We start from the raw sequence: 12,388 nt of genomic DNA on the forward strand, positions 1-12,388 counted from the left end.
CGCGTTAAGCTCTGTGAGTTGTGTTAATGATCCACTACCAGGGGGTGAACGGTCTCGACTCCGGACGTCGAGCCAGGGGAAGCGTGCCGAGGAAGCCGACGATCATCTCGTTAACGAATAATGTCGGAAACCAATAAGCGCCGACTCTAGTCAGCGCCAGTTCGCTCTCGCTGCCTAAGCAGCTAGAGCGTCTGTGTCAGACCGGGGATGTCTCCGACCCGGACCCTGGCATCGACTAGGAGAATCACCAGCCGGTCCGGCCACGGGATCGGCTGGGACATCAAACAGTGGCTGGGCCTGTCGCACCAGCTTGTTCGCATGACTGGTGAGGCCAAGTAGGGACGACGCGAACTACGCACGTAGAAGCCCTCGCAAGCCGCCGGAGGACCCGGGTTCGATTCCCGGCACCTCCACAACGTATGACCTGCAAAGATACCGCTCCCGTTCCCATAGAACGCCTTATGGGGAACGGGAGCGGTTTTTTCGATCGGGTCTGCCGAGCCGTGACCTGAGTCGAGGTCAGTTTCCGCGCCGAGAACGCCGCGCGGGGTTGGCGTCCATGTCCTCCGGTTCGGCGTCCATCGCGATCATGTCCGCGATCTCCTGGAACGCGCCGAGGCGACCGAGGTTAACGCGGTCGCCCGCTACTAGCAGGTTCTCTCCGTACAAGCCCTCGACGGCGCACCCGCGAGGAGCTGGAAGCGGTCATCACCTGTGCCATGGCCGGGATGGGAGTCCCTTACGTCCACACCATCAAACACCGGCAGCTGAGCCCTTGTCGGGGGCCGCTGCTTTCTCACCCGTACGGACTGTCCAGGTTCGCAGGCGCTGACAACGAACCGGTCAGTCGAACAAGCTTTCCTGGGTGGCATGGGCTTTCCGGCCCCAAGCTCGGATAGTGGCGTCGGCATCGTTGGCAGCCAAGGTTTGCGCGCGATCGTGCTCGCCCCACTTGGTCAGCTGTTCCAGCGCTGCTTTGCGTGGCGCCCTGTGGCCGCACCGCAATGCGGCGTCGACCACCATGCGTGCCTGGTCCGAATCCAGTTCGTCCACGACGCGTACCGCGCCGGCTATCGCGGCCGTGGCATCTCGGGCCGGTAGTCCTTGGGTACGGGCCAATACGTCGGCAGGGGGTGGCCAGGCTTCGGGAGACGACCCGTTCCGCGGCCCAAGCCCGTAACGGCGGCCACACCCGCCGTTCGGCGGTCATTGGCGTCGTCGGATCCTCATGCACGGTCCGTTGCTTCGGCGCACGGGCGGTCGGGGAGAGATCGATCTCGATGAAGGTGCTGCCGAGCCAGCCGAGCGGATACTCGTACGTCGCCTTTTCCGGCCACAGCAGTTCTTCGGCCAGCTGGTCTTGCTGTTCGTCGTTGAGGATTTCTGTCGCCAAAATGCCGGCCAGTACCCGGGAGCTGGTGCGCCGCCAGCGCCAATCCGTACACAGCAACAGCGCCGAGTCGACGGGTCCCGGCTGTCCGGCGCCATGTAGGCGGCGGAAGGTGTCAATCGCGACGGACGGCGCCAACTCACGCAGGGTGGTGACGATCACCAGCAGCCGCCATAGGCTTTGCGCATCGGGCACGTCGGCGACGTTCGGTTCCTCCTCGTCGGGTGGCCACATAGCTCGACATTCTCCTTTCCCGATCCGCCCGGGCGGCGGCGGCACGTACACCCGTTGGATGACGAGTTCAGTGTGCGGAACAATGCGTGGGTGGCGACTGACTCCCGAGACCTGCCTAGTCGATCCGATGAGTTGCTGGACGATTTCGAAGCGTGGGCAGGTAAATCTCAGGTAGAGATGGGTAGTTTCGTCGTCGAGGTGGCGTTGGAGTGGCGTACGGACGCGGCAGGCAATCTCTCGACGAGTGGACTACGCAGGATGTTCGAGAGCTGTTGCTCGACTGGTTCCCGCGGAACATCACCATCCCTGAGCCCGAGTGGCCGGCAGTGCTTTTGACCTTGCACCGCTGGGTTGACTTCCTTGTCGATCTCCGATCCCATCGGCCGGGTGACGCGGCCGCGCTGCACGCCGAGATCGATCGGGCCACCGACGAGTTCCACGCCCGGATGTCCGACGAACGCAACTACGGGTTGGACAAGTTCTGGACCGCTCGGATGCTCGAAGCTGGTGTCGATCCCGAAGACGGCGAGCAGGTCGAGGCGTTCATGACCGCAGTCAATGCCGGTGAGATCGAATACGACCAGGAAACATTGGACCTGATCATGCGCTTCGACGGGCTTGACGGCCCGTTCGGCGATTTCGGTGCTGAGCAAGAGACGCCACGGCTTCCTCCGGTGGTTTTGCCGTCAGATGCTGAGCTCGCGGCGCTTGCTCAGCAGTCGATGGTGGTCTCTCGGCTGCGAGTCCTGGTGACCTGGGTAGGCCTGGGTCGTACGTTGACGCAGGCCAAGAAGCTGCGAATCGAGGACGCGCGCGAACTGGCCGAGCTGTTGGCAGTCGATCAGCCGTACGTCGAGCAGGCGCTCAGCAGCGCGGACCTGCCAGAGGTTTCGTTGGTGGTCGCGTGGGCTGTCGCGATCCGGGTGGTTCGAGTGCTCAAGGGCCGGCTCGTACCGGTGAAGAGCGCGGCGGGCCTGCCTGATCGGCCCCTGGAGTTATGGCGGCGGGCCTTCCACGCCTTTGGTGAGTTGGGAGCGGCTGTTTGCCCGCCGGTGAGTCAACTCTGACGAGCCGCCGCTCGTCGGGTTAAAGCTCACGGATGTGACGCAGGCTCTTTGGCTGGCTCTCTACAGCGCCGGGGACACGCCGTTGCCTGCGGTGCTGCTGGTTGATCTGGTACGAGATATCGTCGCTGACGCGAATCCCTTCGCGGGTTTCGTAGCGGCCAGCCTCTCCGGTTCGACGTGGGAGCGAGATCTGGATCGCGTACTCGCAGCTCTGCAGGTCCTTGGCGCGCTCGACCTCACGGTGACCGACGATCCAGCGGAACGCGAGAAAATCGTTGAACTGTCGGGCAAAGCCGACCCGGAGCTGACCCTCGTACGACTGACTCCACTAGGTCGGGGGGGGGTACGAGAATTGCTGGTGGAAGATGGAGTTGACGCGCCGCTTGCCGAGGATTTCGCTGGCGCATCGGTGGAAGAACTCTCTGCTGTGCTGAACAGCGGGCCGAGTCTCGAAGTCGGCGATGCGGTTTTGGGCGCCTGGCTCGGAGCGCGCGTACGCCAGAGAAGGCGGCCGCCGAGTTGGCCGAGTTTTGCGCTGACGCCACGACTCCCGGAGACCGTCTGATGGCGCTGGCCGGTCTAAGCGACACCGGACCGGCAGGTGTCGAACAGGTGCGCCGATTGCGTACTTCTGGCGGCATTGTCGGAGCACTCGCCACTGAATGGCTCGTAAACCACGACGCCTTGGACGCGAATGCCGCGACCGAGCAGGAGACGACGCTCTCGCTCGGGGAGAATCTGATGGCGATGCACGAAAACAACGGGCTCGTCGAGGGCCTAATGCAATTTCCGTCGAGTAATCAGATCGATTTTGTACGTGCGCTGGCTACCAACGTCCATCCGGACAGTGTGGAGTTGCTCAAGGTGATCGGTGCTGAGAGCGAGGACGAATCAGTGGCGGAGGCGGCCCGTGCAGCGCTCGAAGGCGCCAATTAGTATCATCGACCCTTGACTGATCCTGCACCGGAACAATGGGAAGGACAGCGAGTGATCGCTATGCAGGATCGGCGCACCGGCAGGCGCGCGGGGTTTTCAACAGTGGCTACAAGTCGGTCACCTTCAGGTGATGGCCAGCTGCTGCCGAGTGCCTTGGCGACGTGTTCGTAGCACAGGTCGACCCAGTCAGCGCCTTACATTTCCCAGCTGGTCAGTGAGAACTCGTGGTTGGTTCCGTACGCTGGCTGCGTTTGCGAGCCATTGCCTGCCGCGACCCGTCAGCACTGGAGGCTCTCCAGGATATTGCGCCCGGACAGCAGCGAAGCCATCAACGAGCTTGGCAGTGCTGGTAGACATCATGAATGTCAAGTCGCCGAGCATCGGGAGGTTCGGAGCGCAACGGGCTGTCGTTTCTACGTTGCGCACATCCACGAGGGAGTCCGTGTGCGAGTAAGCCCGTCATCACCTTTGGGCTGTTATCACTTGGAAGCAGCGACAACCGCTTACCGATGATCCATCCGCGCCACCTACGGCTACCAGTACCAACCCTCAAGCCGCCGTGCAGCCCGCCGCAGCCCTACGCGCACTGCAAGGCTCGTCACCATCGAAGGCCGGAAACTCGGGCTAGGTAAGAGTTGTGGTGGTACTCCGAGATCAGTCGCTATTACCTCCGCCTAGTGCAATTCGGTGGGCCTCGATGGTTGTGGATGAAGGCGTGACCTCGAGGTCGTCCAAGCTCTCCTTGAGCTTCGTCATTGCTGCTCCGACAAGATCTGGCCGCTCTCTTTGAGCATGAAGCCGCATGAGACGTCGGGTGATCTCTTCGTCGGTTGGATCGAGGTCACGCGCCTGCTTGAGATTCTCGGTTGCATAGGCGGTGTTAGACGGCTCCCAGATATCCGCGAGTTGTGTGTAGGCATCTCTAGTTTGTCGACGGCACCACTCCCGAGCGGGGAGAATCCATGCAGCATCATTGCCGCTCGCGAGCTCGCCGCGATATAGACCTACAGCAGCTTCGAGATAGTCTCGCCGTCTGTTGATGTCGTCGCTTTTTTCCGCCCGTATGAGGAAATCTTGAAATGTCCATAGATCGACACTGAAGTCTTCACTGTCGAGGCGATAGTCTGACGTTGCTTTCGTGAAAGTGATGAATTTGCGATCCTTGTGTCCAGTCGCCGTCCTGAAGAGGTCTCGTCCCATCCCGATCGCAGATCTTATGTGTACCAGGGCCTGCGCTTTGGGTAGGTGGGGTAGTAGGTCTTCGCGAATATCATCCATTGTGCCTCCGTCGCGATGGATGGAGAGCCAGAGCACGAGACGCCTTGTGTTCTTCCGAATATGATTCACGATCAACGTGTCATCGACAACGATCCTGGGGCGACCAAACGCAAAACTCCAAGCAAGCTGTCCGCCGTAGCCTATGTTCATCGATTGGACTTCGCTCTTCCGTGGCAAGCTCGGTACGTATGGGCTGTCGGGAGATTTTTTCGCGGCATCCACCTGGAGATTGTCAAGAGCGTCTTCTGCATCCGTGCGCTCGGTTGCCCGTGAACTCAGTCGTTCCAATAGGTCGGCATAGTTCGTTCGATCTACGCCGGCTCCCATCTTGGCCGTTGCTCGGCGAACGAGAAGTTCCCAACCGGTCCTGGCGGCTTCCTGAACATCTATTGCAGCCCCGTAGCCGTCTGCAACCTCGGCGAGCAACCGTGCCAAAGCAATGGCCTCGGATCCTGTCAGATCAAGACAAGTATCCGGATTGTCTGTTCTCTTGATGTTCATTTTCGCCTGCTCACCGCAACAATCGGCCGCGCTGGGGTTGTTTGGTTTTGAAGAGCGCGGGAACTCTTCCCATTAGTCCGCGCCGTGGCTGCTATGCCTGGTCAGTTTGTGACGGGATTAGGCGGCCGGTGGGGATTTGTCGCCAGTGGCCAGGGCGCCTTCGTGCCGTGAGTGCATGGAAAAGGAAGACCCAACCCCAGCCGCCGCACAGGTAGAAGGTCAGCACCGTGAGTACGACATGCACTGCGATCATGCCTGGCTCCATCGAGGATCGACCTTCGATGTACTGCGGGATGGTTTCCACCGTCCACCACGACCGCCCATCCCAATACCCGTGGCGACCGTCGGGCATGTTCTGCCAACCTTCTGAGCGGTCGTCTGGGCCCCGAACTAGTGTCATGAAGACCCCTTCCTCCGGGGTGTCTTGAACTCGGCCTGTCGCTTAGGAGAGTCGACTGCGCACTGAGTGTACCGTCAAATTCGCTCTGTAGGTCCGAAAGCGGACTATTCGCGGTCGCTCAACGTGGGCCCGGCTCACGCCGCGATCACTCTCATGTGCGTATGGGGAGCGACCAAGAGCTGGCTTGATCGTCTGGAGGCCCTTACAGATGCGTCTGAGGGGGGTGACGAGAGCTCGCGGCGAGGGGTCAGGGCACGGATGCGATGGCTGAAGTGGCCGCGCCATCTGGGGCTCGACCGGGAAAGGCTCTTGAAGGTTGGTGCCCGGTGGCGTACGGTCGCGGCAGTTTTCTTCCGGAGGACGGAAAGGGCAGTCGATGTTACGAGCGTGGAGAGTGGCCGTCATTTTCGCGCTGCTGGCGCCAACAGTGCCGGCGGGATTCGTTGATGCGGTACCAGCGGCGGCTCAAGCGGCGGCTCCTGCGCCGGTGATCAGCCGAGATTTCCCGGATCCGGGTGTGCTTGCCGACGGCGGAAACTTCTACGCGTACTCGACGAACAGCAGCTATTCCGGCCAGACAGTGAACGTGCCGGTTGCCACCGCCACTTCGCCGACCGGGCCTTGGACCGCCAATGGTGTCGACGCGTTGCCGACGTTGCCTGGCTGGGTCACCAATGATCCGGCCAGTGGCAACCGAGATGTCTGGGCGCCGGACGTTTCGCGTCGTGACGACGGCGTTTTTTTTTTCTGATGTATTACACGGCCCATCACAGCAGCGGCCTGCAATGTATCGGGGCCGCGACGGCGAGTACGCCGACCGGCCCGTTCACTCCGGTCGGCGTCGATCCGCTGGTGTGCAACGCGCCCGACCACGGCGACATCGATCCGTCCAGCCTGGTGCTGGACGGCCACCGCTATCTGGTTTACAAGGACAACGCGAACAGTGCCGGGCAGCCGGCTTCGGTGTGGATCAATGAAGTCGCGGCGAACGGGATCAACTGGCTCGGCAACCGTTTCCAGCTGCTGACCGCCGATGCCGGTGGCGACGAGCACAACGTGCTGGACGCGCCGACGATAATACGGCACGGTACGCAATACGTGCTGTTCTATTCGGCGGACGGGTGGGATTCCACGTACCACGTGAAATACGCAGTGTCGTCGACTTTGACCGGCATGTACACAAAGCAGGGCACAGTGCTGGACTCGGCGACTTGGCCAGGGGTGGTGCGAAATCCGGGCGGTCAGGTCGTGGTTTCCGCCGCTGACGGCGACTACCTGTTCTTTCACGCTCTCACCAGCGGTGGTCGTGGCCTGTACGTGACTCGGCTGGACTGGTCGCATGGGGTGCCCAAACCCGCGGGCGTTTCGGCGCAGCCGAACGGAAACTACGTGTTGACCGTGCAGCACAGCGGGCAGTCGCTGGACGTCTACAACGGGTCCACACAGGACGGCGCGAACGCGATCCAATGGCCATATCATGGGACGACGAACGAGGAATGGCGGCTCACGCAGCAGGCAGATGGCTCGTACGCGATCACCGTTCTGCACAGCGGTTTGGTCCTGACCGTCTCCGGAGCGTCCACACAGGACGGTGCGCAGGTCGTCCAGTCCGCGGATCAGGGGTTGCCGAGCCAGCGGTGGTTTCTGGACCAGGATTTCGCCGGTGCTTTCCGGATAGTCTCGGTCGCGACCGGGAAATTGTTGGACGTCACGGGTGCGTCGACCACCAACGCGGCGAATGTCATTGTCTGGCCGAACAACGGCGGCGCTAATCAACAGTGGCGGCCGGACCGGGTGGCGCCGGTGATGCCGCTGGGTGACTCGATCACGTACGGCAACGGCGACGCGAACGACGGCACGTCCTACCGCACCGGGCTATGGAACAGGTTCATGGCCCAGCCTGGCTTTCGGCCGGACTTCGTCGGGTCCGTGACGTGGGGGAATGTGCCCGATCCCAGCAATGAGGGCCATCCCGGCTATCGGATCGACCAGATCTCGGCGGACATGCGGACGTACAATTGGCTCGCGGTGCATCCGCGCTATGTGTTGCTGCACATCGGTACGAATGACATGAACCAGAATTACGACGTGGTAAACGCGCCGGGCCGACTGCGCTCGCTGATTGACCAGATCGCGACCGGTGATCCGGGCGTGACGATCCTGGTGGCGTCGATCGTGCCGTCGCGGGATGCGACGCTGAATGCCCGCATCAACGCGTACAACGCGGCCGTGCCTGGGGTTGTGCAGGCGGCACACCAGGCCGGCGAGGACGTACGTTTCGTTGACATGAACGCCCGAATCAGCGTCGACGATATTTCCGCCGATGGGATCCATCCGACCGATGCCGGCTATCTCAAGATGGGCGACGTTTGGTACGACGCGCTGTCGCCCATCGTCTGAGCGAGCCACCATCAGGCGGAATCGACTGCTTCATCGTGTCCGTTAAAGGTCATCGCGCTGGGCTTCTGCCGGTGGCCGTGCCGGACACTACGCAGCATCGCTGGTGAAGGAGTGGGGTCGATGAGCCTTCGTACGGATGCCGCGGAGTTGAGTGACGAGCTGATCGCTTTACGTCGTGAGCTGCACCAGATTCCGGAGATCGGGCTGCACTTGCCGCGTACTCAGGAGAAAGTCCTCGCCGCACTGGACGGGTTGCCGATGGAGGTGACCAGCGGCAAGAGCCTGACGTCGGTGGTCGGGGTGCTGCGCGGCGGCGCGCCCGGCCCGGTGGTGTTGCTGCGCGGCGGCGACATGGACGCGCTGCCGGTGACCGAGCGGTCTGGCGTGGATTTCACCTCTCGGCACGAAGGTTCCATGCACGCCTGTGGACACGATCTGCACACGGCCGGGTTGGTGGGCGCGGCGCGGTTGTTGTCGGCCCCCACCGGCAGGAACTGGCTGGCGATGTCGTTTTCATGTTCCAGCCCGGAGAAGAGGGCCACGACGGCGCTGGACACATGATCGAGGAAGGGGTGTTGGAGGCTGCCGGTCGGCCAGTGGAGCGAGCGTACGGGCTGCACGTGATGGCCGGGGAATACCCAAGGGGGCTTTTTGTCGCCCGTCCTGGGACCTTGATGGCCGCGTCGGACGGACTGCTCGTACGGGTAATCGGCGCCGGCGGGCATGGCTCCAGCCCGCACCGCGCGCTCGACCCGGTCCCGGCGGCCTGCGAGATGGTCAATGCCTTGCAGACAATGGTGACCAGGGGCTTCAGTATATTCGACCCGGTCGTGGTGACGGTGGGCATGTTCCACGCCGGCACCCGGCGCAACGTTATCCCGGACGAGGCCGTTTTCGAGGCGACCGTGCGATCGTTCTCGTTCTCGCCGCAGGCAAGGGAAAAGATCCAGATCGAGTCGGTCCGGTTGTGTGAGCGGATCGGCGCCGCGTACGGGCTCGAGGTCCAGGCGCGTTGCCAGCCGGAATATCCGCTGACGGTCAACAACGCGCAGGAGTTCGATTTCGTCGCGGCCACCACGAAAGAAGTCTTCGGCGAGGAACGTTTCCAGCAGTTGGCGGATCCGATCGCTGGCTCGGAGGACTTTTCCCGTGTCCTGGACCGGGTTCCGGGTGCGTACGTCTTCCTGGGCGCGACCCGGTCGGCGGATCCCCAGACCGCGCCCGGAAATCACTCACCGCTCGCGACCTTCGACGACAGCGTGCTGTCCGATGGAGCCGCGTTGCTGGCAGAGCTCGCGCTGCGGCGGCTGACGCCGTAGTCCTTTTCCCTTCGGGAGGCGCCATGCGTCCGTACTATCTGATCCCGGCCGTACCAGCGTTGGCGCTGGTCCTGATGCCTGTGCTGCCTTTCCTGAATTCCACCGGTCTGTGGCTGGGACTGCCACGGCTTTTGGTCTGGGGAGCCGTCTGGGTTGCCTTGCTGACTCCCGCGATGCTACTCACTGGGCGCCTGATGTCCCGTGCGGAGGCGGAAAAATGAGTACCGTTCTGGTCATTGCGTTCGTCGGGATCGTTTTCATCGGTGTGTTGGGCTTTCTCGGTCGCCGCCGGCCGGCCGCCAACCTGACCGAATGGACTGTCGGTGGCCGCCAGGTCGGTGCGGTTACCATGTGGTTCCTGCAGGCGGGCGAGATCTTCACGACTTTTACTTTTCTTGGGATGGCTGGGCTTGCGTTTAGCGGCGGGGTGGCGGCGGTCTATGCGTTGCCGTATGTGCCGATCGCCTACGCCGTGCTTTTCTTTATCGCCAAGCGACTCTGGTCTCTTGGTCGGGAGCGTGGCTATCTGACTCAAGGCGACTACCTGGAGGACCGGTTCGGCAGTCGGACGCTCGGCACGCTGTCCGGCACGCTGTCCGCCGTGCTTGGCGTGGTTTTCGTTTTGCCGTACTTGCAACTGCAAATCACCGGTCTCGGGCTGATCGTCAAACTGGTCACTGGCAACGCGGCCTCGTCGACGATCAGCATGGTGGTGGGATTCGTGCTGGTGGTGGCTTTCGTGTTGTGGGCGGGCCTGCGTGGCGTGGCGGTCACGTCGTATTTCAAGGACGCGATCATGCTGGTCGTGTTGGTGGTGCTGATTGTCGCGATCCCGGTGCATTTCAGTGGCGGCATCCCGGCCATGTTCCAGCGCATCCAGCAGCTGCACCCAGCGGCGTTGACGCTGCATGCGGGGCCAAATGACCAGGTCTGGTTCTTCAGCAGCATGGTGGTCAGCGCGATTGGGGTAGCGTTGATGACGCTGCCGCACCAGTGGGCGCCGCTGCTGTCCGCTCGCGATCCGCAGGTGTTGCGGAAAAACTATACCTGGATGCCCTTGTACGGGGTGTGTATAGCGTTTCCGATGATCGTCGGTTTCGCAGCGATCCTGGTGTTGTCCAAGAACACTTCGGCAAACGGTGTTCTGCTGACCTTGACTCAGCAGGTGCTGCCGCCGTGGGCGGTTGGTCTGATCGTGGTCGCCGCGATCGCGACGGCGATGGTGCCGGCGGCCGGCATCATGATCGGGATTTCCTCACTGGTGGCCCGAAACATCGTGCGTACGCGAAGCGACCGTGGCCAGTTCTGGGTGAATCACGGCACTGTCGTGGTGGCTTGCGCGTTGGCGCTGGTGCTGGTCGCGCGATCGTACGCCCGGACGCACTCGCCAACCTGCTGCTTCTCACATATAGCGGAACAGTGCAGCTCGCTCCCGCGAACTTGCTGGGCATGCTGCGCAAACGCCTGGTCGGCAAGGTGCCGATCCTGGCGGGCTTGATTGTCGCCGAAGTCGTGGTCATCTGGCTCACCTTCGGCAAGATCCACCTGTTCGGGACGTGGAATGTCGGCATGGTGGGTCTGGGGGTGAATGTTGTCGTTGTCGTGGGCGCCGGGCTGATCGAGCGCGCGTTGGCGCAGCGGACCGCCGCCACCGCCGTTCCGGAGTAGGCTGCCGGCATGGCCAGGATCAACGATGTCGGGGGACTGCAGGGATTCGGTCCCATCGACACCACCGATGACGCCGAGCCGTTCCATGCTGACTGGGAGGCCCGGGTTTTCGGTCTGAACAGCACGTTGGTACGGCAGGGTGTCTACAACCTGGACGAGTTCCGCGACGCGATCGAGCGCATGCCGCCGGAGCTCTATCTGCGTTCTTCGTACTACGAGCGGTGGTTCTACGCGATCCGCACTTTGTTGGTACGCAAGGGCGTGCTGGCTGAGGGTGAGCTCGATGGCTGAGCGGTTCGGGTCAGGCGTACGGGTAAGGACAATTGCCGTCGATCCTGCGCACCACACTCGGATTCCTCGCTACGCGCGCGGAAAGTCGGGTGTGGTGGTGGAGAGCGGGGGCCGTCACCCGCTTCCGGACGTACGCTCGCAGAACCTGCCGGACCCGCCGGTGGAGGCGGTTTACGCGGTGCGTTTCGCGGCCCGTGATTTGTGGGGGGCGGGCGATCACTGGGTCGTGGTCGACTTGTGGGAGAGCTACCTGGAGGTGGACGGGTGAGCGGCGAACATTCCGACGCGCTGATTTCCCGGCAGGTCAGAGATTTGGAGACTTTGTTGGAGGAGCGCGGGGTGCTGGGCGGCCATGCTCTCGACGAGGCTCTCGACGCGTACTTGCGCCGCGCCACCCCGGCCAACGGCCGGCGGATCGTCGCGCACGCGTGGCTGGACGACGGATTTCGTGAGCGTCTGCTGGAAAATGCGAACGTGGCGATCGAAGAGCTCGGGTTCTCCATGGGCGGCGGGATTCAGGAGCAACGGCTGCGGGTTGTGGAGAACACCGCGGAAATCCACAACGTCGTGGTGTGTACGCTCTGCTCCTGCTATCCGATCTCGCTGCTCGGCCCTTCGCCGGGCTGGTACAAAAGCGAGGCGTACCGGTCCCGAGTGGTGCGCGATCCGCGAGCAGTGCTGGCCGAGTTCGGCGTGACCTTGGACGGGGGTGTCGAACGTCACGGTGTGGGATTCCAGCGCGGAAACGCGGTATTTGGTGCTGCCACGGCGACCGGCCGGCACGGACGGCCTTTCTGCGGATGAGTTGGTCGACCTGGTTACCCGCAACGGTCTGATCGGCACCGCTGCGGTGTGAGTCACATCAGGCGGGTAGGGGTGGACCGAACCGGACCGGGACGCCGGG

Annotated in this window: 16 protein-coding genes, 1 other RNA gene and 1 pseudogene; 14 read left to right on the forward strand and 4 right to left on the reverse strand. The window is 62.7% G+C overall.

Annotation, left to right across the window (positions count from 1 at the left end; genetic code table 11):
- Nucleotides 1-40 precede the first annotated feature (40 nt).
- Nucleotides 41-416, forward strand: a transfer-messenger RNA (tmRNA) gene (gene ssrA / locus GNX96_RS27335).
- 103 nt (nt 417-519) lie between these two features.
- Here ssrA and GNX96_RS27340 read toward each other — a convergent pair.
- On the reverse strand, nt 520-669 hold the full coding sequence (locus GNX96_RS27340; RefSeq protein WP_163570431.1) for a hypothetical protein: 150 nt from the start codon (nt 667-669) through the stop codon (nt 520-522).
- A 127-nt stretch (nt 670-796) separates the two neighbouring features.
- Nucleotides 797-1,624 carry a hypothetical protein gene (locus tag GNX96_RS27345; RefSeq protein WP_163570433.1) on the reverse strand — a complete coding sequence of 276 codons (828 nt, stop codon included), beginning with the start codon at nt 1,622-1,624 and terminating at the stop codon, nt 797-799.
- A 209-nt stretch (nt 1,625-1,833) separates the two neighbouring features.
- On the opposite strand from GNX96_RS27345, the gene GNX96_RS27350 reads away from it, so the two are divergent.
- Genes GNX96_RS27350 through GNX96_RS27360 form a run of 3 tightly spaced genes read left to right on the forward strand, consistent with a single transcriptional unit; the run spans nt 1,834 to nt 3,627 of the window.
- A complete protein-coding gene (locus GNX96_RS27350; RefSeq protein ID WP_163570435.1) occupies nt 1,834-2,691 on the forward strand; it encodes a hypothetical protein in 858 nt (285 codons plus the stop codon).
- A gap of 34 nt (nt 2,692-2,725) precedes the next feature.
- Nucleotides 2,726-3,256 (forward strand): hypothetical protein, encoded by a 531-nt coding sequence (locus GNX96_RS27355; RefSeq protein ID WP_163570437.1) that lies wholly within the window; start codon nt 2,726-2,728, stop codon nt 3,254-3,256.
- Complete coding sequence (locus GNX96_RS27360; protein ID WP_163570452.1) at nt 3,256-3,627, forward strand: hypothetical protein; 372 nt, start codon at nt 3,256-3,258, stop codon at nt 3,625-3,627. The genes GNX96_RS27355 and GNX96_RS27360 overlap by 1 nt, the downstream gene beginning before the upstream one ends.
- 654 nt (nt 3,628-4,281) lie before the next feature.
- Here the strand turns inward: GNX96_RS27360 and GNX96_RS27365 are convergent.
- Together GNX96_RS27365 and GNX96_RS27370 are read right to left on the reverse strand one after the other, a co-directional pair.
- Nucleotides 4,282-5,406, reverse strand: coding sequence for an AfsR/SARP family transcriptional regulator (locus GNX96_RS27365; protein WP_163570454.1), 1,125 nt, complete (start codon nt 5,404-5,406; stop codon nt 4,282-4,284).
- A 91-nt stretch (nt 5,407-5,497) separates the two neighbouring features.
- Nucleotides 5,498-5,758, reverse strand: coding sequence for a hypothetical protein (locus GNX96_RS27370; RefSeq protein ID WP_163570455.1), 261 nt, complete (start codon nt 5,756-5,758; stop codon nt 5,498-5,500).
- Nucleotides 5,759-6,200: 442 nt separating this feature from the next.
- On the opposite strand from GNX96_RS27370, the gene GNX96_RS27375 reads away from it, so the two are divergent.
- The 10 genes and pseudogenes from GNX96_RS27375 to GNX96_RS61500 all read left to right on the forward strand — a co-directional run bounded on the left by GNX96_RS27375 (nt 6,201) and on the right by GNX96_RS61500 (nt 12,340).
- Complete coding sequence (locus GNX96_RS27375) at nt 6,201-6,557, forward strand: glycoside hydrolase family protein (RefSeq protein WP_163570457.1); 357 nt, start codon at nt 6,201-6,203, stop codon at nt 6,555-6,557.
- Nucleotides 6,557-8,206 (forward strand): RICIN domain-containing protein, encoded by a 1,650-nt coding sequence (locus GNX96_RS27380; protein WP_163570459.1) that lies wholly within the window; start codon nt 6,557-6,559, stop codon nt 8,204-8,206. Before GNX96_RS27375 ends, GNX96_RS27380 begins: the two co-directional genes overlap by 1 nt.
- Before the next feature lie 120 nt (nt 8,207-8,326).
- A pseudogene (locus GNX96_RS27385) lies at nt 8,327-9,525 on the forward strand (M20 metallopeptidase family protein).
- 23 nt (nt 9,526-9,548) lie between these two features.
- Nucleotides 9,549-9,746 (forward strand): hypothetical protein, encoded by a 198-nt coding sequence (locus GNX96_RS27390; protein ID WP_163570460.1) that lies wholly within the window; start codon nt 9,549-9,551, stop codon nt 9,744-9,746.
- The gene (locus GNX96_RS27395) at nt 9,743-11,023 is read left to right on the forward strand and encodes a sodium:solute symporter family protein (RefSeq protein WP_279581622.1); all 1,281 of its coding nucleotides are present in this window, start codon (nt 9,743-9,745) and stop codon (nt 11,021-11,023) included. The genes GNX96_RS27390 and GNX96_RS27395 overlap by 4 nt, the downstream gene beginning before the upstream one ends.
- Nucleotides 11,002-11,193: a hypothetical protein gene (locus GNX96_RS55590; protein WP_279581623.1), complete on the forward strand. Its 192-nt coding sequence runs from the start codon at nt 11,002-11,004 to the stop codon at nt 11,191-11,193. Before GNX96_RS27395 ends, GNX96_RS55590 begins: the two co-directional genes overlap by 22 nt.
- 9 nt (nt 11,194-11,202) lie before the next feature.
- Nucleotides 11,203-11,484, forward strand: coding sequence for an SH3-like domain-containing protein (locus GNX96_RS64960; protein ID WP_163570462.1), 282 nt, complete (start codon nt 11,203-11,205; stop codon nt 11,482-11,484).
- Nucleotides 11,477-11,752, forward strand: a complete 276-nt coding sequence (locus tag GNX96_RS64965) for an SH3-like domain-containing protein (RefSeq protein WP_163570464.1) — start codon at nt 11,477-11,479, stop codon at nt 11,750-11,752. Before GNX96_RS64960 ends, GNX96_RS64965 begins: the two co-directional genes overlap by 8 nt.
- Nucleotides 11,749-12,288 (forward strand): nitrile hydratase subunit alpha, encoded by a 540-nt coding sequence (locus GNX96_RS27410; protein ID WP_313885796.1) that lies wholly within the window; start codon nt 11,749-11,751, stop codon nt 12,286-12,288. The genes GNX96_RS64965 and GNX96_RS27410 overlap by 4 nt, the downstream gene beginning before the upstream one ends.
- Nucleotides 12,242-12,340 (forward strand): nitrile hydratase subunit alpha, encoded by a 99-nt coding sequence (locus GNX96_RS61500; RefSeq protein ID WP_313885797.1) that lies wholly within the window; start codon nt 12,242-12,244, stop codon nt 12,338-12,340. Before GNX96_RS27410 ends, GNX96_RS61500 begins: the two co-directional genes overlap by 47 nt.
- Nucleotides 12,341-12,388 lie beyond the last annotated feature (48 nt).

It is taken from the genome of Fodinicola feengrottensis (assembly GCF_010993775.1).
In the GTDB taxonomy this organism is placed as follows: domain Bacteria; phylum Actinomycetota; class Actinomycetes; order Mycobacteriales; family HKI-0501; genus Fodinicola; species Fodinicola feengrottensis.